Below are 22,659 nucleotides of genomic sequence, written 5' to 3'. Positions count from 1 at the left end.
TTACGTCATCGAAAAATACATCTATCACTATGCACGCCGCATATAAGCACGTACCGTAATGGGGGCAAAGATGGCCACTATGATTCCTGCTCCAATAAGAGAGATCGTGAAGTCCCAACCTATTGTCCCAGAATTGGTTAACTGTCTTACAGCTGTAACTAGATGCGAGATTGGATTAATCTTTACAAACCATTGAAGCAGGTCGGGCAGTGTATTAGTCGGTACAAATGCATTAGAGAGAAACGTGAGCGGAAACAGAATAATCATGGAGATTCCTTGTACACTTGAGGCTGTACGTGAAATGACTCCAAAGAAAGCAAAAATCCAGCTTATAGCCCAAGAACAAATAATGACAAGAATCCCTGCAAGGAATACAAAGCCTAAACCACCTTCAGGACGATATCCCATGATGTATCCCATTGTAAATGTAAGTACTGTTGCAATCGTGTATCGTACTGTGTCAGCCAGCAAAGCTCCCGCTAAAGGAGCTATCCGAGCAATCGGTAGTGATTTGAATCGGTCAAATACACCTTTATCCATATCCTCTCGTAACTGTACGCCCGTAACAATAGAGGTCGTAATAACAGTCTGGACGAGGATCCCTGGAATAATAACGGGTAAATAGTTTTGCACATTACCAGAAATCGCCCCACCAAAAATATAAGTAAACATGAGCGTAAAGATAATCGGTTGTAGTGTGACGTCGAATAATTGTTCAGGTGTACGCTTTATTTTTAGCAAACCTCTGTAAGCCATTGTTAATGAATTTCTTACTGTTTCCCGAAAGCTTGATTTGTCACGAAGCTTTCGCTCATTGAGTGCTTTTATTGTTGCGTTGCTCATATCAACTTCTCCTTTTTATTAGATTTATTGGATGTAGCACTTGTTTCATCTTCTAAACTAGTTTTACGACCAGTGATAGATAGAAAAACCTCATCTAAAGTTGGTTTTTGTACACTTAATTCTGCCAGTTGAATGCCAGCCTCTCTAAGTGTGATTAGCAAATCCGTTACTCTGTCTGCATCAGCCATGGGCGCTGTAATTTTCCCACCTTCCGTAGATACAGCTGACTGAACGTTAAGCACTCGCTCCACCATTAAGCGAGCTTCCTGCATATATTGTTCGTTTTGAATACTTAAATGCAAGGATGAGGTGCCGACCGATTCTTTCAGTTCATTTACTGTACCTTCTGCTACAACTTGACCACGGTCAATAACCGCAACTCTGTCCGCTAATTCATCGGCCTCCTGAAGATATTGTGTTGTTAGCAGTACCGTCGACCCTTCATTTACTAATCGCCGGATCGTTTCCCACATTTGGTTGCGAGTTCTTGGGTCTAATCCAGTAGTCGGTTCATCCAAAAAGATGAGAGGGGGTTGAGCAATAAGACTTGCGGCTAAGTCTAGTCGGCGGCGCATACCCCCTGAGAAATTTTTCAATGGGCGTTTTGCCGCTTCCATTAACCCAAATTCCTCTAGTAAATTCAATGCCTTACGCTTTGCATCGGTACGCCCCAGACCTAACAAACGGGAAAAAATAATCAGATTCTCCATAGCGCTGAGCGATTCGTCAACGGAAGCATACTGACCTGTCACTCCAATTAATTGACGCACAAGCTGCGGCTCCTTCTCCACATCATATCCAAAAATCTGTGCTGAACCGGCATCTGCTTTCAATAACGTTGCCAATATTCTAATCGTCGTTGTCTTCCCCGCTCCATTTGGACCGAGTACCCCATAGATCGTGCCGGCTCGAACGTTCAAATCTACCCCATCAACTGCGCGATTATCACCAAACGTTTTGACTAATCCATGTGCTTCCACAGCCCAATCTTTATTTTCTATAACGGTTCTTTTACTAGTTGTTCGATTCAATCTAAATCCTCCCTCTTATTCGTTATTGATTATGTAGAGAGAATAACCTATTTTTGTGAACTGAATATGAACTAAAAATAAAGTGAAACTCCATCAGTGGGGGTTTTCTTCATTCCCCACTGGTGGTTAGCTAAACCAATCGGATTTTAACGGGCAGTTGATTCCCCATCTATCTTTCTCGTTTCTCTCTATATCTTGAGATGGGAGTCTTACTGCCCGTTAAAGCGGGATAAAAAAAGAGACATAAATGCTGTCTCTTAATATTCATGATTTTTTATATTTGAAAGGTTTATTATTTCTGAGGAAATAATTCTTTTATGTTTACCTATATTTACAAACCATACAGGTTCCGTTAAAAAACCGTTAATTGGTTAAAAGTACTCATTAGTTCAATAATAACCAATACTTTATCATCGTTGAAGATCATATAGTGTTGTAATAATGTCACTTATATTTTCTTTAATTCCTTGAAGATATGAAACCTCCTTTGAGGAATTCCAAGCTATAATAGATAAACTGACCGCTATTATAGCAAGACTTACAACCTTTATATATTCCAGTTGGCCTTTTTTCATTTATAATAACCTCCCGTATTTTTTCCGCTATCTACCTTATTCATGAAAATTGATAATAATAATTAATTATTTCACTCATAAGCCTCACCTATGTTTTATCACTTTTAATACGATAAAAAATCTTTAAATCCTTCTTATGCTAAATGGTTCGATTCATAAAGAAAGACGCTTTTAAAAAAAGCGCCCTTTAGATAAAATTTTTCTTTCATAAACATGGAAGAAATAATTATATAGGTTTTTTTATTCATAACCCCTTTTTTAACTTTCTTATCCATACAACAATTAAAGAAAATTTCATATGTAACACAACTTTTTGGGGCCATTTATTTTTTAATCTTTTACTTTTATTGAGGTTCCTTGATAAGCTAAACCCCAAGTCACTCTTATAATAACACTATAATTTTTCGCTTTTTTCTAATTGTTTGACTTTTATTATTCAGCTTTGTTCATTAATTCTTTCATTGATGCCTCATTCATGGGACCTTCAATGATGTCAACCATGTTTCCTTTGGTATCGATCATATAAGTCGTTGGCAGCGTAAGTACTTGATATGTACTACTTGCATACCCTTCTTCATCTAACAAAACTTCAAAAGTTAGCCCTTGTTTTTTCACAAATTGGGCAACCGATTCTTTTCCCTTATCCTTATTTGTTACGTTAACTGCTAAAATTTCAACACCTTGATTTTTGTACTCTTCATAAACCTTTTGCATATGTGGCATTTCTTCTTTACAATGTGGACACCATGTTGCCCAGAAATTTAAAATCACCTTTTTACCTACATAATCTGATAAATGTACGGTCTTACCTTCTAACGTTTTCAACTCAAAATCTGGTGCTACATACTCTACTTTAGATGTCGTATTTTCTTTTTCATTAGTAGCTGTTGTTTCGGCTTTTTTAGCTGGTTCAGTTGTTTTCACTGTTTCTTTCTCACCTATTGTTTTTTTCTCGTTACCGAGGACACTTATTACAACCATCGTTATTAAACCCATGATTATAATGATAGAAATCCAATTTTTAACCAATGGAATACCTCCAATTTTATAAATGAATCCACGAATAAATCCTAAAGGGCAGTAATGATGAAACTTCCATCAGTGAGGGTTTTCTTCATCTCCCACTGATCCTGATGACCAATATCTTGTTGACCCGAACCAATCTGGCTATTACGGGCGTTTTCCCATACCTATTTCTTCACTTCTCTCTCACTCTTGAGGTATGGGTACTGCTCATTAATGCGGGATAAAACAGATTATTTTCAACTAATGACACAAAGCGAAAACCCCTAACGTGATTTGTCTCAACAACAATGACGACACACGAGTTTTCGCTTTTCTATTCATTCAAAATGGTAAATATTTAGCTTTTGTTATTGAAAATTACTGTGCTGCTTTATCAACCTCGTATTGATAATCCATTCCCTTATTATTCGTTTTCGCATATTCACTGATATTTTCTAATTTTTCAGCTACTACATTTTCTTGGCTCACACCTAGGTAGTTTGCTGCACTTGATAAATCTGTGAAATGGAAAAGTTTCCAACCCATGATTCCTTTAGCTGTTTCATCAGCTCTATATTTTACAGTTACTGCATTTTCAACTTCAATCCAGTTATTTAAGCGTGGGGTTGCTGCACCATAATCACGAACATATTTATGAACAAATGCTATACCATTTGCATGTTCTTGATGATACATACATCCAATTCTACAAAAATAATGCGTATATCCTTCTTGATCGATCGCCTTGGCAGTATACACTTTATTGGGGTCAGTGTTATAAAGATCCATCCGACATACTTCACAATGTACACCAATTTGTGTTATCTCTGAAAAGTCAGAGATCCCATCGACAGTAATTGTTTTTACGGCTTGATTCCCTAATTTGTCCTCTGCATACACCGTATAAACACCATTTTTTAGTGCGATAATTTTATCTTTTTGACTCGCACTTTGTAATGGCGCTATTCTTGATCCTTCATCAACGAAGTATTTTACATCCTTATTTCCATATGCCCATTTAAGATCTTGAATCCCATTATCATCAGTCGTTGAAAATTGTATTTTTTTACTGACGGCTGTTGTATCACTTTCTGGTATTGAAAGTGTGATTGCTGGTGCCGTTTTATCAATATTTGAGATGGTGATTGTTTGAACATGCGTGTTTCCTGCGCTGTCTTTAGCGTATACTGTGTATGTTCCATTTGTTTTAATGTTAAATGTGCTGCTTGTAAATTTTGTACCATTCTTTGTGAAGTACGCAGCTGTTTGATTACCACTTGCCCATTTTTTTGATATTACCTTCACATTATCATGAATCGAAGCAGTTACTGTTACATTTTTGTTTGTAACATTCGTTGTACTTGGATTTAATGAAATAGTTGGATTTGTTTGATCGATATTAGAGATTTTGATTGTTTTTGTTCTTTTATTACCGTTATTGTCTAGAGCGTACACTGTATATGTTCCATTTTTACTTACTGTAAAAGCGTTAGCTTTCATTTTTGTGCCTGTAGTTGAAAATTTATTTGCGGACTTTGCACCGATTGCCCATTTTTTAAGGGTCACTTTCTTATTATCTGTCACAGTCACTTTCACTGTGATATTTTTATTCGTTGGCTTTGTTGTACTTGCTTTTAATACAATACTTGGCGCCTCTTTTTTATATTTTGCCTTGGCACTAGCTTTAATGGTTGTTAATTTAACCTTTTTTAATATTACATTATGTTTCTTTTTATAATTTTTAATATATTTGTCTGCAGCTGCTGCTTTTGAGAAATAAATTTTTTTGGAAGCATTTATTTTAACGATTGTGACTGAATTTAACGCAACCCATTTTCTTGTATTATAATCTTTTACTTTCTTTGCGAATGTAACCCCTTCATTTAATTCATCATATAACAATGAATTGACATCCTTATAATAAACTACTTTTCCATTTTTAATAGCTTGCACATCTTTAGTTGCTGCAAATACACTCGAACTATGATTACCACTTAAAGTTGCTATTAAAAAGACACATAACAACAATTCGAATCCTAAATGTTTTCTCATTCTCTCTATTCTCCTTTTTATTTATATTTTTTTATATATTTATTGATATTTCTGAATACTTTCTTTTTGAACAGTTTGAAATGGAACAATTTTTGTACCTGAATGTTTGGCAATATAATTCTTTGCTTCATCTGCTTTAGCAAAATATATATAACCATCGTCCATTGGTGAAACTAGCGATGTTTTAACATAAGTTGCCTTTTCAGTTTGAATCCAATTCAATGTTTTGTAATCACGAACATACTTTTTATTCGTTTCGCGATTCTTCACTTCATCGTAAAGCAAGCAACTAATATCATCGTAATAGACAACTTTTCCGTTTTTTTTGATCGCTTGTGCTGAAAAAACCCCTAAAGGAACGTTTTGTTGATAAACAACCATATTGCAGAATGCACAATTCGTATTCTTCGGCACATCTTTCTCTAAACTTGATACAACTGTAGGTTTACTTGGCTTTGTTGTATTCTTTTTTTTTCCACATTGCTACTAAACTGACCTTTATATCTGTTGATCGCTTTTTTTCTAATGGTACTAAGTTTTACGATTTTACTTGTTTTGTGTTTAGCGACATATTTCTTTGCTTGAGACTTACTAGCAAAGGAGATATAGCCCCATCCCATAGGCGACTGCAAGTTTGTCTTGACGTATGTTGCCTTCTCCGCTTTGATCCATTTTAGCGTTTTATAATCACGCACGTACTTTTTATTTTTGGTTTTATGTTTGACTTCATCGTATAAAAGACACCCAATATCATCGTAATAAACAACCTTACCGTTCTTTTTAATGGCCTGTGATGAAAAAATACCCATTTTACTTTTCTTTTGGTACACAACCATATTACACAATGCACATTTTGAATGTTTAGGTACATCTTTTTTTAAACTAGATGTAGCTGCCTCAGCATCCACTTGGTGATGCTTATTGTCGATAGAACCTACAGAGATGATGCTTAACAATATAATTCCTGAAACGAATAAAAATAATTTCTTCAATGTTTACAATCTCCTTTCAATCAATGTCTGTCAATTATCAATAATACAAAACAGATGTGAAATAAGATAAAAGGAACTGTGAAATAATAGATAAATTTTACTAAAATAGTTGCTAACATAGGAATTTTTGAATACTTACTATTTCCGACTAAAAGAAAAGCGAAAACTCATACATCGTCATTGCCGTCGAGACAAATCACGTTAGAAGTTTTCGCTTTATGTTATCAGTCTATTAAATTTATTTTTGCCATTACCTTTTTTAGATTTTTCCATCAGAAAAGGAGTCAACTATATTTCAAGTAGAAGTCATACGAGAATATGAATTTTCTTACATAATAGGGAACGTTGGCTTCACGCTTATGCAACGGAACAACTTGAAAAAGAAAAGACAGAAGCTATTCATATGGGGAGTACGGGTCAAAACCCTCCCATACTCGTGATATGGTTCCCCGTAATATATCTAAATGAGGGTTTTATTACCCTTTTAAGTTATCAATAACGTATCATTAGCGTATTAATTATTTATTTAAAGTCCCAAAATAACGTATCATTAAGTTATTATAAATTGTTTTATAAAGGAAGGTGAATTATTTTGTACCAGCCTAAATTTAGTTATTCCCAATCGATTGTAAAAGATTTAATGTCAATAGAACGTTCTCGAGCAATAGTTGAGTTAATGCCCATACCAGCGCATATCGAAACTGACCTAAAAGAACAAGCTAAATTAAAGGCGACGCATTATTCTACGCGTATAGAAGGAAATACCCTTGATTTAGAACAAGTTGCTCGTATAGTTAAACAAAAACAAGATGATTTCAGAATTCCTGTTGAAGAAGAAGTAAGAAATTATTGGGAGGCTCTTTCCTTTTTATCGCGAGAAAAACAGAAACAAACTCCTATTACTGAGGTCTTTATTAAACAACTTCATTCTATTATCGTAAAGCACGGTGCTGGTAGAAAATCAACAAAAAGCAACTATCAGGACGCAATGCCACCCGGTGTATTATTTGCTGTATATGATAATCAAACAAGACAACCAGAATATATTCCTCCCGAATATTCAGATGTCCCACCATTAATGAAAGCATTGGTTAAATGGATTAACAGAGAAAAAGAAATTCCTGTTCCTATTAAAGCTGCTATTGCAACTTACCAACTGCTCACAATTCATCCATTTGAAGATGGTAACGGTCGAACAGCACGTGCCTTAGCCTCATACATTCTTTCAATAGCTAATTATGATGTTAAAGGATTTCATTCAATGGAAGAATACTACGTGGAAGACTTACAGGGATATTATAAGCATTTACAAATGGGATTACCTGCTCTTTATTATGATGGGCGTGAAAATCCTAAAGATTTAGCTCCTTGGATTGAATATTTTTTAAGAATCATGGCATTAGCCTATGAAAAGGTGGCTAATCTTTCAATTAAATTTGCCACTACTCCATCAGATCCAAGGATACTTTCATTAGAGCCAAAAGAAAAAACACTGTTGCGGTTCCTTATAGAACGTAATCGACCCACTAAACCTAAGGAAATTGCAGAGTTATTTCAAGTAAAGCCTATTACTAAATGGGCAGCAACTTGGCTAGATAAGGGTATTATTGAAGGAGCAAGTGGTAAGGAAAGAATCACCTCGTATCGAATTGGAGAAGCATATAAAGATTTAACCCTAAATGATTTAGGATATAGAGAAGACTAACGAGAAAAATAAAAAAATACAAGCCGATTTCTTATTTAAACATAAAAAATCGGCTTATATTATAAAATCTACAAAAACTTCATTTACTTATGATACGGTTCCCCGAAGCGAGTCTAAATGTGTTTTTTTCTGTTTTAACAAGTTACATAATTTTCTCACTCAAACAGACGAAGATCAGGTCAATCAAGGTCACCATGAAGAATTTTAAAACAGTTGAAACAAGCTGTGATCATAATTGAAATGTAATCCTTTTGATTCTGAGTGAGAGCGGGCTGTATAAAGCTCGAGTGACGATCCTGGAGAAGCACCAAGAAGCGGTTTCTGTAACAAAGAACCTTCCTCTGCTTAAATTTTGAAAGAGGTTTGCTGTATTCTCGTAGAGTTTTATCGTGCTTCCTTGTAGCAGGTAGGATCGATTCATTTAAATCAGCGGTTTTTCATATTTGATCTCTTTTGGTTCCGGTACACGGGCTAAGACAGCAATACCAACTAAAAATAGAATGATAAGACTAAATACCCCCATATTGGAATGTCCCGTCATCTGTGCAATCGCGCCAACTAATAAAGGGCCCATAATCGATGCAAATTTTCCAAAAATATTATAAAAACCAAAGAACTCATTTGAATTTGCTTTCGGAACTAATTTTGCAAAATAGGAGCGGCTTAACGATTGAATACCACCCTGAGAAGTTGCAACCAACATAGCCAGAATCCAAAAATCTAACGTGGTTTTTAAGAAATAGGCATAAATACAGACGATGATATAAATGATAATACCTACATAAAGCATCTTTTTACCGGTAAACCTGTCTGATAATTTACCATAAAGAATGGCAAAAGGTGCAGCAACAACTTGTGTGACAAACAGTATCACCAATAGATTCGTCGAGCTGATTCCAAGGTCAGATCCATAAGCTGTTGACATGGTAATGATGGTTCCAATACCGTCAATATAAAAGAAATAGGCAATTAAAAATAAGAATACACTACGATATTGTTTTACATTTTTAAATGTTTCCCCCAGCCGTTTAAAACTATTGATAACCGGGTTTTTTTCAGGTTCAATGAAGTATTGTTGCTGAACATTTTTGAGGAGGGAAATCGTAAATAATCCCCACCAGACAGCTGTAATCAAAAAGGCAATTTTACTTGCAATTATAGCGGAGATTGGCAAGACTCCCTGCTGTGCTAAGATAATAATGACAATACTAATAAGAAAGGGAATCGTACTCCCGATATAGCCCAGACCAAAGCCGTGGGCAGATACTGCATTCATTTTTTCTTCGCTCGTAATGTCTACAAGAAAAGCATCATAAAATACATTCGCCCCAGCAAAGCCAATCGCTGTAAAGGTATAACAGATTAATAATAAAAGCCATTTTTCAGAAGGGATAAAGGCAAGCATGGCAGTAGAGAGAACACCTACAAAAAAGAAGAATGTAAAAAATTTCTTTTTATAGCCTTTATAATCGGCAATGGTTCCAAGGATGGGCCCGAGCATAGCCAATATGAAGGTGGCAATGGCAATGGTGTACCCTAAATAGGCCGTAGAATTGGCAGCACTAATTCCTGCCTTCGTTGCTGCTGCCTTATAAAATAGTGGGAAAACAGCGGTAGAAATAATAATGGAATACGCTGAATTTGCCCAGTCATAGAACATCCAGCTGTTCTCTTGTTTTGTAAACCTCTTCATTATCTACTCCCCCCAGTTACATGTACACTTCCAATATGACATAAAACGGATTAAATAATGGGTAAATATTAAAATTTAATATAATTTTTACAGTTGTAATAATTGCTTGATCACGTTACCATCTGTTTCCTCGGTTCAAATCCCAGCAATCTAGAAAGTTGAGCCTTTATCTACAAGAAAATCTTCTTTTCTAGATGAGGCTATGAGCGTCTAAAAATTCTACAGGGACTGTTTTTGGCTTATCTTCCATGCTAGAGAATAAAAGGTCATTCCTTTTTTTATTACTATGGATATCTTTTAGAGGCCTCATTTCAATCTGCTCCTTTGTTATACTCATAGTATTATATTTTCCTCCTTCAAAAAATTAAACTTTTCTCTCTATTACCATAAAATTAGATGAAATTCTCTAATAAACCATACTCTTTTATTTATAATTAATTAGTAATTTTTGCAATTAATTCATTCTCCATATACAAACTAAACTGAATTGGCGATCTAAAATCAAATAATCCCATTTTAGGGTTATTTGTGATATGGTTCACCATGATGGATGTAAGTGCGTTTTTTTATTAATGCCATTCAATTTCATCTAATTTCTTTAATAATGTTTTCCAATTATTATCTTTATACCAAGTGATTTTCCCATTAGAGATTGTTCCAAGATTAACCTCCCATATAGGTTTGAGTTCTATAGAGTCCTCATAATATTTCCAATTTATTCCGTTAGTAAATATAACTTTTTTATATGAATTTAGATGTCCTTTTAGCTGGTCTATATGTTTTTCTAAATTTTCATCTATATATTTTACTTCAATAGCTCCTAAAATAGACGCTTTATTGCTTGCAACTCTTTCTCGAACAACAAAATCTGGAAATCCTGATTCCCCTTTAAATACATTAGAAAATTCAGTGCCTCTTCGTGCAGAAACATCTCTTAATGAAATTACTTTACTATGTTTTCTTTCTCTGATGATACAAGCAATTATGGAGTATAAATCACATTCAACACGGTTTTGCGCTCGTATCAAATCAATCTCATCAGTATACATAGCAAAATCATTTGCTAATGACATGTGCTATCACCCTATCTAATATATGATTTTCTTTTCTAATACGTATTGTATCAAATTATGGTATATATTAAAAATTAAGGTTTTTATATGAATTAGCGATTTAAAATCGAGCGTAGAGAACGATTTCCGCCACCACAAGAGCAAACACGTAAGTGAAAAAAACTATGATGATTAATAAAGCCGATGAAAACGATTTTCACAACGTTTTCATCGGCTTTTTCTTACCCGCACTTACTTATGATACGGTTCACCCTTCATAATCCGAAAACTACGATAAATCTGCTCGATTAAAACAAGCTTCATCAACTGGTGGGGGAGGGTCATTTTGCCAAATGATAATTGGTCGTCTGCGCGATTTAGGACATCTGTGTGCAAACCTAATGAGCCTCCGATGACGAAGGCAATTTTACTGTGACCATATGTAAGGAGATTTTCAAGATCTTGTGACAGTGCTTCTGAGCTGCGCATTTTGCCATTGATGGCGAGCGCAATGATATAGTGATCTGGCGTGATTTTGGCGAGGATTCGCTCTCCTTCTTTCTTTTTCACAATCTCCATTTCGGCTTCACTTAATTGTTCAGGGGCTTTTTCGTCAGGAACTTCTATGAGATCGATTTTGGTATATCCGCTAAGACGTTTGACATATTCCTCGATGCCCATTTTCAAGTACTTTTCTTTTAATTTCCCAACGCTTATAATAGTAATACTCACAGGTTATCCACCTTTACGTTAAATTTACAAACACATTATCCACAGGAGTTATGCACATATCCACAGGGTATTTCAATATATTGTGTACGCTCATTTGTTCGCCACAATATATGTCGCTTGCTCGTCGCAATAGCTACATTTTGTGGATAACTTTTTTTCCTCTTCTACTTTTTCCATAATTGGAATTTCTTTTTCTGTTGCAACAAACATATCCAAAGCCCGTCCTATATGGGTTTCACAGCTATATATTTTCAAAATATTTCATCCTTTCGATCTTTTAGATTTCCACAGACTTATACACATTTTATGAGATGTTATCCACAACCTATTGTAACAAAAGAAAAGCAAGCAGGAAAGACAGGGTTTTTCTTTCCTTACTCGCTTTGTATAATGTTTACATTAAATTTTAGTTATCCACATCATTGTGTTTTGGTGCTATCTGCTAATGTTACTGTTTTTTGAATTATTTCCCCGTTACGATAAGCTTTGATTTTTACTTGATCGCCTACATGCTTTTTGTTGTAAAGGATCTTACGTAGAGCAATCGAATTGTCGACCTTTTCCCCATCCATTTCAACAATCACATCATATTTTTTTAATCCTGCCTTTGAAGCTGGTGAATTGCTGACCACTTCACTAATAACAATACCAGATGTGACTTCCTCAGGTAATTTTAGAGTTTGTCTTTGATGATATTCTGGAACATCTGTTAAATCAATTAGCGCTACTCCAATTGAAGGTCTTTCTACTTTACCAGTTTGTTGTAATTCATCAATTACAGGAATCGCTGTGTTGATTGGAATAGAGAAACCTAACCCTTCAACAGTTGATTCGGAAATTTTCATAGAGTTAATACCAATAACTTGTCCTGCAAGATTTACTAAAGCACCACCACTGTTACCTGGGTTAATAGCTGCATCTGTTTGTAAAACTTCTGCTTGCCAATCTTCTGTGCCATCTTCGTTCAAGTCAACTGGAACTGTACGATCTTTACCAGAAATGACCCCTGTTGTTACAGAACCATAGAAATCCATCCCTAATGGATTACCAATCGCAATAACAGATTCACCTTGTTTTAATTTATCTGAATCGCCAAAAGTAGCAACTGTTTTTACCTTTTTACTTGAAATAGAAATGACAGCTAGATCCGTCCAAATATCTGTACCGACAAGTTTTGCTTGTTCCTTTGAGCCATCAGAGAAAGTCACTTCTAGTCTTTTGGCTCCCTCGACAACATGATTATTTGTCACAATATAGGCTTTATCGCCCGCTTTTTTATAAATAACTCCTGAGCCACTGCCAGCCTCTTGATTCGTTCCGTCATTAGTTTCACTGTTTGAAGAACCGCTATCCCTACCATCTTGGAATGGAAAATCACCCCATAAATCATTGGATGTTTCTTGAATATTGGTAATACCAACAACCGCATCCTTTGTTTTTTCAACGGCATCCGTAATATTGGTTGATACTTCAGTTGATACTTGAGGTGTTGTCGTTTTGTTTGTAGTGGTCGTTGTACCTGTGTTGGATGTATTCGTACCATTCGGTAAATAACCAACCATCGATGGAAGCAGAAGCCAAATAAGTAATGCACCAACGATGACTCCAACAATACCACTAAAGAAGTACCCGGCTTTACTACCACTTTTTCTGTTACTTCGTGTTTCATCATTATCATAATAGCCCATATGATTCATCCTTTCTATCGTTCTTCTGCCTTTTGATATTTTTACTTTATACTGCAAAGATTAAAATCAGATGAAAATAAATTTAAAATCAGTTCAAAATACAAGAAAATATCAGTGAACTTACTTTAAGTTCCCCATTTACACATAAAAAAACCCCCAAAATGGAGGCGGCCACTGAAAAAATGTAGTAACACAAAAATTTATAGTATATATATGATCTTAATTGAAGTAGAATTAGCTTCGCTTTCCGTGGGCGAACTGCCGAGCCTCCTCGTCCGCTTCGCTTCCTGCGGGGTCTCGTCTAGTCCGTTTTCCCACAGGAGTCTACGCTAATTCCACTTCAACAAAGATAGTAATATCGGATTTTTATTATAAAAAAGCAGTAAGACCTCATTCCTCAATTCTCTCGCTAAAGACCAGAGAAGAAAGCCTGAAATCAACTGACTGTAAATACCTGATTGGTTCAACTAACATACCATGGTGATAAAGAAAACCCATACTAGAGATTTTCATTTTACCCTGCGTTAACGGACAGTAAGACCCCCTACTTTAAGTTTTAGAGAAAAAAGATAGAGGGGAATCAACTGCCACATGCGTCCTATTAGTTCGAGCCAACAAGATGTTGGTCACTAAGATGTTGCCACAGAACGTGACGCTTTTAACCTAAGTTTCTCTAGTTCAGTGGGCGATGAAGAAAACCCCCATTGATGGAAGTTTCACTTTATACTGTAACAAGTTCTGTCGGCTCATTTGCATCCGTATCATATAAATGGACAAACTCACCAGGCGTAATGCCGCATGACTGCAAAGTTTGAGAAACGCTCATTCTTGCTAAATCCTTCATGTTATTATCTTTGCTTAAATGGGAAAGATATATACGAGTTGTTTTTTGCTCAACTACTTCGCTCATGGCAACAGCGGCATCTTCATTGCTAACATGTCCAAGATCACTTAAAATACGACGCTTTACGGACCATGGATAATGCCCCATTTGTAGCATGCTTACATCGTGGTTGCTTTCAAAGACATAGGAATCCGCACCTCTTATGATACCTTTCATACGATCACTGACATAGCCTGTATCCGTGATCACAACAAGCTTTTGTCCTCTTTCATGAAAGCAATAGAACATGGGATCTGCAGCATCATGAGAAACAGCAAAAGACTCAATATCTAAAGAGCCGAATGTTTTAACTGCCTCCATATCAAATTGAAATCGTTGTTCTACAGGAATATGGCCAACTAAACCATCCATCGCTTGCCATGTTTTTTCATTGGCAAAAACCGGAATATTATATTTTCTAGCCAATACACCAACACCTTTAATATGGTCAGAATGCTCATGTGTTACAAGAATCCCACTTAGTTTTTTTATATCACGATCCACTTTTTCAAAGAGCTGCTCCATTTTCTTGCCTGTCAATCCAGCATCGACGATAAACGCATGCTCTCCGCTCTCTACATAGATGGAGTTACCTGTACTACCACTAGCTAATACACTGAACTGCATTTAAAAGACCCCTTACTGCTGCTTTTCTAATTCTAATTCCTTTTCTTTTGCATTTTGTTCGATATCAACAATTATACCATCTACTGCATTCACAAAGTAATCGGCTTCCTCTTGTTCCCCATTTTCATCTTTCGGCAACACCACATGAATATACCATGTAGGGGCCAGCACTTGTGTTTCAGTTAATGGAACAAGTGTAGAATAGCCTAGTTGCGTTTTCGTCACTGTTGAGTTAGCAGGTAAATATCCCCTATCAAAAATGATCTCAATAGCTCTTAGGGCTTTGATTAGCGTACTTTTTGCTCCAAAACTCTTTAATGAATCGAACATTTTTTGCTCATAACGTGTTATTTCTAAATGATCATTCCAATGAACCTTGATGGTCGCATTTTGATTATAATAAATCATATAACGGTCCGACTTTTGAAAGAAAATAGCTTCTCTGTTTCTTTTGTCAATCTTCCAAAGGCTATACGAATTCCCTTTATAAACGTTCTTTTCTACAAAACTAGTGAGCGCTTCTTCTGTAATAGCCGGCAAAGCGGACAATTTTATCATTTTTGCTTCAACTTCTGCATCATCATGAATCTGGATATGCTGATTTTGCAGAGAGGATAACTCTCTTACTGTAAATTGATTAATCTTTCCTGAAATATAAGACACACTTTCGCTCTCTTTTTGTTGATCTTTAATGGTGATATTCTCATCCTTTAAACGTGTAGAAATATCAGCTTGGCCAATCAATTCGACTTGCTTATCCTCATTGTATTTGTTGACATACATCGAATAAAGAAAAACATTCAATATCGAGAAAACAATGATAAATATCGTTTTCGTTTTATTCCAATCCAACCTGGCCACCTCCTACTGTTGGTGATGACAAAGGTGACCATTTACCATTTGCCAAGTAGAACCATGTTGGTTTAAATATAAAAGCATTTTGCCCGTTTTTTGTTAAGAAATAACCTGGTCGGATTTCTTCAATATCTTTAAAATTAACGGTTTTTAACTTCATCAGATTATTGATAACCTCTTGACCACTCATCATTGATAAACTTGAACTCTCAAGGCTTGGTACAAGTTTGTAAAATGGTCGAGTATATCGTGCAATACGATTGTCTCCCCAAACGGTTACTATCTGTGTAGAGGTGTCTAAAGAGTCTGCATATACAGGATAATCCTCCACATATAGTTGATAATTGATCCTATTATTCTTGTAATCTAAAGATTCATATCGAAAGTCTCCCGTCCAGCCACCATGTTCATTGATAAAATCAAATGTACTTAAAATAAGCTTTGATTTTTCTAATACCTCATGATTATCTGAAGCAGCTGTATTGACAAAGTCTAATACTCTTTTATTATTATCCACTGTCATCATGGAAACGTCATCCGAATAATTCTCTTTTGCATTTGCATCGTTTATACTATTCTTTACAATCTTTGGATTATTAAATAGTGCGTTAGTAAACCGGTCAATAGATACATTATTAATAATATAGGCGGACTGTATCATCTTTGATTTTTTCGCTGGCAAATAAAGAGCACTATCTTTGTCACGAGTAAATACAGCGTAATTTTCTAAGCTATGTGATGAATTAACAACCTTTTTTTCAAACATCGATTTATTCTTCACATGTATTTCTGCTTTATATAATTGTTTTTTCTTTGTATTTGCAAAAAATACTGTCAATTCATCTGATGATGCCAGCTGATTCCAAGAAATAATCATTTTGTTAAATGATATATTAGGTGCTTTCTCTCCCGTAGTTGGTAATATATTTTGGAAAATAGAGTATGGTATTTCCGCTGAGAAGAAAAGCGTACAGCGTTTATCCTCTGCTACTAATTGATCCATTTTTGTATCATTGAAATTATTACTTACTAGTGTAGGATTTGTTACTCGCCAATTTTGCATTTGCTCCATCGTGCTTTTCATTTCCCCAAAACGTTCTGTTCCGCGCCAAACACCATTCTCATGAAATATCATTCGATATGGTTTAATAATATCTGTAATATGTGTTTTCTTATCTATTAGCATCTCAACTGCTTTGGTTTTTTCAATCGTTTCATAATTCGGTTTGTAAGTCCAAATAGAAAATGTCAACGTAATGCTTAAAAACACTAAGACAAAGAGTACGACAGACTTAATCTGTTCGATATATTTCAATCCCACTCACCTGCCTCATCATCTTCATACGGTAAAGTAAAGAAGATGGTTGTCCCGATTCCTTCTTCACTTTCTGCCCAAATATTTCCCCCATGCGCTAAAATCATTTCCCGAGAAATAGCTAACCCTAATCCTGTACCACCCATTGAACGAGCTCTTGCTCGATCCACGCGATAAAAGCGATCAAAAATACGCTCTACATTTTCTTTTGGTATGCCCATACCATCATCTGAAATCATGACCGTCAGTACGCCTTCATTTGCTGTCATACCAAAACGAATATTACCGCCATCTGGTGAATACTTTAAAGCATTAGAAATAATATTATCGATTACTTGAGTAATCTTATCTGTGTCGATCTCAACATAAATCGGCATAGTAGGGAGCATGCGTTTGAATTCAACATTTTTGGATCTGGACATTTCAAATCGGTCAATAATGCGGTTAAAGAATTTGTTGAAATCGATATAATCTGCATTGATCTCGTATTCACGACTATCCATTCTTGAAAGTTGTAATAAGTCATTGACTAAACGAATCATTCTTTCTGTTTCTGTTTGCGTGACATTCAAAAACTGTGGAGCCAGTTCTTTGTTTTGCCAAGCACCATCCGCTAATGCTTCTAGATAGCTTCGCATCGTTGTAAGGGGCGTACGCAATTCATGTGATACATTGGATACAAATTCACGACGTTCCATTTCAATCTTCTCTTGTTCCGTAATATCATGCAGCACCGTAATCACTCCATTAACAAACCCTGTTTCTTTTTGAATCACGGAAAAATTTGCACGCCAAATGTAAGGACGATCAGGTGAACTGAAATCTAGATTAATAGAATCCTTCATATGGATCAAATCTTCGAATGTATATTTTTTTTCTAAACCTAAAACAGATACCAATGGTCTTCCTGTCAATTCGTGATATTCGCCATTTAACAGTTTTCGAGCAGGTGTATTAATGAGGATTATTTTCCCCCTTCGATCTGTTGCAATAACACCATCTGTCATATTAGTCAATACGGAAGCCAACTTTCTTCGTTCACCTTCCGTAATCGATTGAGCTTCTTGCAACCTGTTTGTTAAATGGTTGAAAGCAATTGCCAGTTGCCCGATTTCATCATTCCCGTATACTTTAACCTTTCTCGAAAAGTTGCCCTTGGCCATCGCCTGAGCTTGTCTACGCATATCCGAAATCGGCTTCGTGATGGTCCTAAAGATAAAAATCCCTAAAATAATGGTAATCGCTAATGCTAATGCTGTACCACCTGCTAGGATCTGATTAATCTCATTCATCTGTTCAAATATTCGTTCAATATTTGATTTCACATAAACTGTCCCTATCACTTTGCCATTCTTGCCATTCGACTTGATAGGAGTCGCGACAACCCACACTCTTTTTCTAGTCTTGTCATCAAGGGCAATTTTTTCATATGGCGTTTGTGAATTGATCGATTGACGTACAAGCGATTCCATCGAACGCTGACCAACGATTGATTGGTTACTCATATCAGAAGTTGCCAAAATACGATAGTGAGCGTCTATTACCCTAATTTCTTTAATATCCTCTGAAGACAAATTCAATACACCCTTCAGACTCTGTTCAAGCGTTGGATCACTATCCGTACGCTCTTTTAATAACTCTTCTTTGACACTGAAATTTACAAGCTTCAAACGGTCTGTAATGGATGTTTCAAAATTATCTTTTAATGTTTGTTCTAACTGTTTTGCAAAATACAGCCCAATAATTTGCATTGCTATTAATATGAGCAACACATAAATCAACACAAGCTTGACCTGCACCGATTTAAAAAAACGAACCTTTTGCATTTTTCTTTACTCCTGTTCAGGATTTCTTAAATAATAGCCTACTCCACGACGAGTGACAATCCATGTTGGATGACTCGGATTATCCTCGATTTTCTCACGTAAACGACGGATCGTTACATCAACTGTTCGCACATCTCCAAAGTAATCATATCCCCATACGGTTTGAAGCAGATGTTCACGTGTCATTACTTGTCCAATATGCTTTGCTAAATAATGTAACAATTCAAATTCACGGTGTGTTAATTCGATTGCTTCCTCACGCTTTAAAACTAAATATGCATCAGGTTGTATGATAAGAGAACCAATAGCAATATCGTTATTTTCTTCAACGGCTTCTTCAGGCGTTGTCACCGTTTGATGCCTACGCATATTTGCCTTTACACGAGCAATTAGTTCGCGTGTGCTAAATGGTTTCGTCACATAATCATCAGCACCGAGTTCGAGGCCTAGTACTTTATCAATTTCTGAATCTTTGGCAGTCAGCATGATAATCGGAAGGTCATGTTTTTTTCGCACTTCTCGACAAACTTCCATACCATCACGCTTTGGCAGCATGATATCTAATAGCATTAAATCTGGTTTTATCTCCTCTACCTTTTCTAAAGCTTCATCGCCATCATAAGCACAGACTACTTTGTAGCCTTCTTTTGCTAAATTAAATTGTAATATATCTGCAATCGGTTTTTCATCATCTACTACTAAAATGGTTTCATCCACAGTCTTTTCCCCTTTCTTACTTATCAGTTTAGGTCATTCATTACTGTTAGATTCTATAATTATACATATTAACTCTACCATGCTTTTATATTATGTGCATCTTTAACAAATTCCAAAGTCTATCATTTCCCAGGCAATAATCGCCATTTATCGACAATAGAATATATCAATCCTTATTTAGTTTACCATAAAGTGAAACTTCACACAGTAGGAGGTTTTTCATCCTTCCTGCAGTGTGTTAGTCAAAATAATCGGGCTTTTATTCCTATTTATCTTCTACTTATTATCGGGATTTTGTAGACAGGAGCTTACAGCCTGCTAATAGGGCATAAACAGTCCATCTAATAATTACAGCATTGTGTAACTTCGTCCGGATTTTTTCGAGTTTGCTCGAAAAGCCCTTTTCAAAATCCGTGACATCTGCCGAACAATTTGTACATCTATAGAGAGGAGGCATCCTCTGTCGAATCAAAATAAATTTTGATGATAAAGATTTAAAAAACTCGCTTTCCCCTTGTTAGCTATGCAGATTTTTTAGGTGATTTTCTTCACTTATATATTGTGTTCAACTTATTAATTTCTAAATTTTCAGATAAAATATGTATATAAAAATTATTCTTTTAGGATTGGAGAGATCTTATGAATGATTCGAGTAGGAGCATAGAGTTCATGCTCTCGCAGGTAACAGAAGTAAACAAGACAAGTAAAAAAGTGCCCAAAAGAAAATTATTTCTAAGAATCATTATGGTGATTCTAGGGGCTTGTATCATGGCTATTGGTCTTGAACTATTTTTAGTGCCCAACATGGTGCTAGATGGAGGAATTGTTGGCATCTCTATTATCATTTCTCATCTAACCGCTTTACCTCTAGGCGTATTTATTTTCCTCTTAAACATTCCGTTTATCTTCCTCGGATATAAGCAAATTGGTAAAACCTTTGCCTTATCAACGGCTTTGGGAATTACAACTTTATCAGCTGTTACAATTGTATTTCATCGTTTAGAACCAATTACACGAGATCTATTGTTATCCACTGTATTCGGTGGTATTGTCCTTGGAATCGGCGTAGGTCTTGTGATTCGTTATGGCGGATCACTTGATGGTACTGAAATTCTATCTATTCTCTTCAATAGAAAACTACCATTTTCCGTTGGTGAGATCATTATGTTTTTTAATCTTATTATTTTCACCATTGCCGGTTTTGTGTTTACTTGGGAGCAAGCTATGTACTCAGGGTTAGCGTATTTCATCGCCTATAAAATGATTGACATTGTTATTCAGGGTTTGGATGAATCAAAAGTGGTATATATTATCAGTGAAGAATATAACGAAATCAGCAAAGCCATTATGGATCGTTTAGGACGTGGTGTTACTTATTTGAAAGGAGAGGGGGCTTACACTGGTGATTCTAAAAAAGTTATTTTTACCGTCATTACACGTCTAGAAGAATCTAAGCTGACTTCCATCGTTAGTGAATTAGATAACCATGCGTTTTTGGCCATTGGCAATATTGCTGAAGTAAGAGGCGGCCGCTTTAAGAAAAAGGATATTCACTAATAGGCAACTCGTTCCATGTTTCATCCATCTTTTTTGAGAAAAGAAACTACAAAAAGCATGAATGCTGATCGAACAACATTCATGCTTTTACATGTTCTAAAATATTGAGCGTAAATAAGCCCGATGTTTAGTTATCCTGCATAAAAACGCAGTTAGCACCACTGTGTGTAATTTTACTTAATATAGAGCTGCTAATCAAATGGGTTTACATTAGTTTTCCCAAACATCTACTAATACATTTGTTTGTTCACGGTCTGGACCCACTGAGAATGTCGCAATGCGAATACCTGTCAATTCACTCACACGTTTTACGTAATTACGTGCATTTTCAGGTAGTTCTTCTAATGTTTTGCATCCAGTAATGTCTTCTGTCCATCCTGGAAGTTCTTCATAGATCGGCTTGCATCCTTCAATGATGTGAAGATTGGCAGGATATTCCGTAATGATTTCTCCATTGTAATCATATGCAGTACAGATTTTCACAGTTTCAAGACCTGTTAATACGTCGATTGAGTTAAGAGCTAAATCTGTAATACCTGATACACGGCGAGAGTGACGAACAACAACTGAGTCAAACCAACCTACACGGCGTGGACGACCAGTAGTTGTACCATATTCACGACCTACTTCGCGGATTTGATGACCTACTTCATCAAATAATTCTGTTGGGAACGGACCATCACCAACACGTGAAGTATATGCTTTACTTACACCAATTACACGAGTCACTTTTGAAGGACCGATGCCCGCACCAGTTGCTACACCGCCTGCTACAGGGTTAGATGAAGTTACATATGGATAAGTACCATGATCCACATCGAGTAAAATACCTTGAGCACCTTCAAATAGTACCTTACCGTCTTTATCTAAAACATCATTTAATACTTTAGAAGTATCTGTCACATATTTAGCGATTTGTTGACCATAACCATAATATTCTTCAAAGATATCCTCAAATTTTAAAGGTTCTACTTCATAGAATTTTTCGAATAAACGGTTCTTTATCGCTAAATTTGAACGTAATTTTTCTTCAAAAACTTCTTTGTCTAAAAGATCTGCCACGCGGATTCCAATGCGTTGCACTTTATCTGTGTAACAAGGTCCGATCCCTTTACATGTTGTACCAATTTTTTTATCTCCGCGTGATGCTTCATCTACTTTATCTTGATACACATGATATGGAAGGATAACTTGTGCACGATTTGAAATACGTAAGTTATCTGTATTAATGCCACGTTCTTGTAAGCCCTTTAATTCTTCAACAAGCGATTTTGGATTGATAACCATCCCATTCCCCATAACAGAGTTTTTATCTTTATAAAAAATACCAGATGGAATCAAATGTAATTTAAAAGTTTCGCCTTCAAATTGAATGGTATGTCCTGCATTATCGCCACCTGAATAACGTGCGATTGCATCTGCCTTTTTAGATAGGAAGTCTGTAATTTTCCCTTTACCTTCGTCTCCCCACTGCGTTCCTACTACTACAACTGATGTCATGATCAGCACCT

At 35.9% G+C, this 22,659-nt stretch carries 20 protein-coding genes; 2 read left to right on the top strand and 18 right to left on the bottom strand.

The genetic code is table 11. The features are described from left to right. Window positions 1–27: 27 nt before the first annotated feature. The 7 genes from FEU33_RS15885 to FEU33_RS15860 form a co-directional block, all read right to left on the bottom strand. The gene (locus FEU33_RS15885) at window positions 28–843 is read right to left on the bottom strand and encodes an ABC transporter permease (RefSeq protein WP_146550466.1); all 816 of its coding nucleotides are present in this window, start codon (window positions 841–843) and stop codon (window positions 28–30) included. Beyond that, window positions 840–1,874 carry an ATP-binding cassette domain-containing protein gene (locus FEU33_RS15880; RefSeq protein WP_146550465.1) on the bottom strand — a complete coding sequence of 345 codons (1,035 nt, stop codon included), beginning with the start codon at window positions 1,872–1,874 and terminating at the stop codon, window positions 840–842. Before FEU33_RS15880 ends, FEU33_RS15885 begins: the two co-directional genes overlap by 4 nt. 410 nt (window positions 1,875–2,284) lie before the next feature. Continuing rightward, complete coding sequence (locus FEU33_RS18905; protein ID WP_186731455.1) at window positions 2,285–2,449, bottom strand: hypothetical protein; 165 nt, start codon at window positions 2,447–2,449, stop codon at window positions 2,285–2,287. A 432-nt stretch (window positions 2,450–2,881) separates the two neighbouring features. Then, on the bottom strand, window positions 2,882–3,478 hold the full coding sequence (locus FEU33_RS15875; protein WP_146550464.1) for a peroxiredoxin family protein: 597 nt from the start codon (window positions 3,476–3,478) through the stop codon (window positions 2,882–2,884). A gap of 354 nt (window positions 3,479–3,832) precedes the next feature. Further along, a complete protein-coding gene (locus tag FEU33_RS15870) occupies window positions 3,833–5,506 on the bottom strand; it encodes a hypothetical protein (protein ID WP_146550463.1) in 1,674 nt (557 codons plus the stop codon). 39 nt (window positions 5,507–5,545) lie between these two features. Further along, window positions 5,546–5,920: a nitrous oxide reductase accessory protein NosL gene (locus FEU33_RS15865; RefSeq protein WP_146550462.1), complete on the bottom strand. Its 375-nt coding sequence runs from the start codon at window positions 5,918–5,920 to the stop codon at window positions 5,546–5,548. An 8-nt stretch (window positions 5,921–5,928) separates the two neighbouring features. Then, the gene (locus tag FEU33_RS15860) at window positions 5,929–6,498 is read right to left on the bottom strand and encodes a nitrous oxide reductase accessory protein NosL (RefSeq protein WP_146550461.1); all 570 of its coding nucleotides are present in this window, start codon (window positions 6,496–6,498) and stop codon (window positions 5,929–5,931) included. Window positions 6,499–7,090: 592 nt separating this feature from the next. On the opposite strand from FEU33_RS15860, the gene FEU33_RS15855 reads away from it, so the two are divergent. Beyond that, window positions 7,091–8,203 (top strand): Fic family protein, encoded by a 1,113-nt coding sequence (locus FEU33_RS15855; protein ID WP_222433434.1) that lies wholly within the window; start codon window positions 7,091–7,093, stop codon window positions 8,201–8,203. A 421-nt stretch (window positions 8,204–8,624) separates the two neighbouring features. Here FEU33_RS15855 and FEU33_RS15850 read toward each other — a convergent pair whose 3' ends face one another. From FEU33_RS15850 to yycF, 10 genes are all read right to left on the bottom strand, one after another. After that, window positions 8,625–9,899 carry an MFS transporter gene (locus tag FEU33_RS15850; protein WP_146550460.1) on the bottom strand — a complete coding sequence of 425 codons (1,275 nt, stop codon included), beginning with the start codon at window positions 9,897–9,899 and terminating at the stop codon, window positions 8,625–8,627. Between the two features lie 566 nt (window positions 9,900–10,465). Beyond that, window positions 10,466–10,969, bottom strand: coding sequence for a hypothetical protein (locus tag FEU33_RS15845; protein ID WP_146550459.1), 504 nt, complete (start codon window positions 10,967–10,969; stop codon window positions 10,466–10,468). Window positions 10,970–11,200: 231 nt separating this feature from the next. Further along, window positions 11,201–11,680 carry a 23S rRNA (pseudouridine(1915)-N(3))-methyltransferase RlmH gene (gene rlmH, locus FEU33_RS15840; protein ID WP_146550458.1) on the bottom strand — a complete coding sequence of 160 codons (480 nt, stop codon included), beginning with the start codon at window positions 11,678–11,680 and terminating at the stop codon, window positions 11,201–11,203. 90 nt (window positions 11,681–11,770) lie between these two features. Further along, window positions 11,771–11,935 carry a CxxH/CxxC protein gene (locus tag FEU33_RS15835; protein WP_146550457.1) on the bottom strand — a complete coding sequence of 55 codons (165 nt, stop codon included), beginning with the start codon at window positions 11,933–11,935 and terminating at the stop codon, window positions 11,771–11,773. Window positions 11,936–12,099: 164 nt separating this feature from the next. Further along, a complete protein-coding gene (locus tag FEU33_RS15830; protein ID WP_146550456.1) occupies window positions 12,100–13,368 on the bottom strand; it encodes a S1C family serine protease in 1,269 nt (422 codons plus the stop codon). A 721-nt stretch (window positions 13,369–14,089) separates the two neighbouring features. Then, a complete protein-coding gene (locus FEU33_RS15825) occupies window positions 14,090–14,878 on the bottom strand; it encodes an MBL fold metallo-hydrolase (RefSeq protein ID WP_146550455.1) in 789 nt (262 codons plus the stop codon). A gap of 12 nt (window positions 14,879–14,890) precedes the next feature. Beyond that, on the bottom strand, window positions 14,891–15,730 hold the full coding sequence (locus tag FEU33_RS15820) for a two-component system regulatory protein YycI (protein WP_146550454.1): 840 nt from the start codon (window positions 15,728–15,730) through the stop codon (window positions 14,891–14,893). Continuing rightward, on the bottom strand, window positions 15,717–17,054 hold the full coding sequence (locus tag FEU33_RS15815; RefSeq protein ID WP_146550453.1) for a YycH family regulatory protein: 1,338 nt from the start codon (window positions 17,052–17,054) through the stop codon (window positions 15,717–15,719). Before FEU33_RS15815 ends, FEU33_RS15820 begins: the two co-directional genes overlap by 14 nt. Further along, window positions 17,045–18,874 carry a cell wall metabolism sensor histidine kinase WalK gene (gene walK, locus FEU33_RS15810; protein WP_146550452.1) on the bottom strand — a complete coding sequence of 610 codons (1,830 nt, stop codon included), beginning with the start codon at window positions 18,872–18,874 and terminating at the stop codon, window positions 17,045–17,047. Before walK ends, FEU33_RS15815 begins: the two co-directional genes overlap by 10 nt. Window positions 18,875–18,880: 6 nt before the next feature. Further along, entirely contained in the window at window positions 18,881–19,591 is a 711-nt protein-coding gene (gene yycF, locus FEU33_RS15805; protein ID WP_146550451.1) for a response regulator YycF, read from the bottom strand. Window positions 19,592–20,260: 669 nt separating this feature from the next. Here yycF and FEU33_RS15800 point away from each other — a divergent pair. Next, window positions 20,261–21,148, top strand: a complete 888-nt coding sequence (locus FEU33_RS15800) for a YitT family protein (protein ID WP_146550450.1) — start codon at window positions 20,261–20,263, stop codon at window positions 21,146–21,148. Window positions 21,149–21,358: 210 nt separating this feature from the next. Here FEU33_RS15800 and FEU33_RS15795 read toward each other — a convergent pair whose 3' ends face one another. Beyond that, window positions 21,359–22,648, bottom strand: coding sequence for an adenylosuccinate synthase (locus FEU33_RS15795; protein WP_146550449.1), 1,290 nt, complete (start codon window positions 22,646–22,648; stop codon window positions 21,359–21,361). Window positions 22,649–22,659 lie beyond the last annotated feature (11 nt).

Origin of the sequence: Rummeliibacillus suwonensis (assembly GCF_007896435.1) — a bacterium.
Lineage (GTDB): Bacteria > Bacillota > Bacilli > Bacillales_A > Planococcaceae > Rummeliibacillus > Rummeliibacillus suwonensis.
The sequence above is the reverse complement of the archived record's forward strand: the minus strand, read 5'-3'. Positions and strand labels throughout refer to the sequence as shown.

Coding starts and splice junctions, on each gene's coding strand:
- FEU33_RS15885 (WP_146550466.1), bottom strand. CDS start 843: ATGAGCAACGCAACAATAAAAGCACTCAATGAGCGAAAGCTTCGTGAC.
- FEU33_RS18905 (WP_186731455.1), bottom strand. CDS start 2,449: ATGAAAAAAGGCCAACTGGAATATATAAAGGTTGTAAGTCTTGCTATA.
- FEU33_RS15870 (WP_146550463.1), bottom strand. CDS start 5,506: ATGAGAAAACATTTAGGATTCGAATTGTTGTTATGTGTCTTTTTAATA.
- FEU33_RS15845 (WP_146550459.1), bottom strand. CDS start 10,969: ATGTCATTAGCAAATGATTTTGCTATGTATACTGATGAGATTGATTTG.
- FEU33_RS15830 (WP_146550456.1), bottom strand. CDS start 13,368: ATGGGCTATTATGATAATGATGAAACACGAAGTAACAGAAAAAGTGGT.
- FEU33_RS15825 (WP_146550455.1), bottom strand. CDS start 14,878: ATGCAGTTCAGTGTATTAGCTAGTGGTAGTACAGGTAACTCCATCTAT.
- walK (WP_146550452.1), bottom strand. CDS start 18,874: ATGCAAAAGGTTCGTTTTTTTAAATCGGTGCAGGTCAAGCTTGTGTTG.
- FEU33_RS15800 (WP_146550450.1), top strand. CDS start 20,261: ATGCTCTCGCAGGTAACAGAAGTAAACAAGACAAGTAAAAAAGTGCCC.
- FEU33_RS15795 (WP_146550449.1), bottom strand. CDS start 22,648: ATGACATCAGTTGTAGTAGTAGGAACGCAGTGGGGAGACGAAGGTAAA.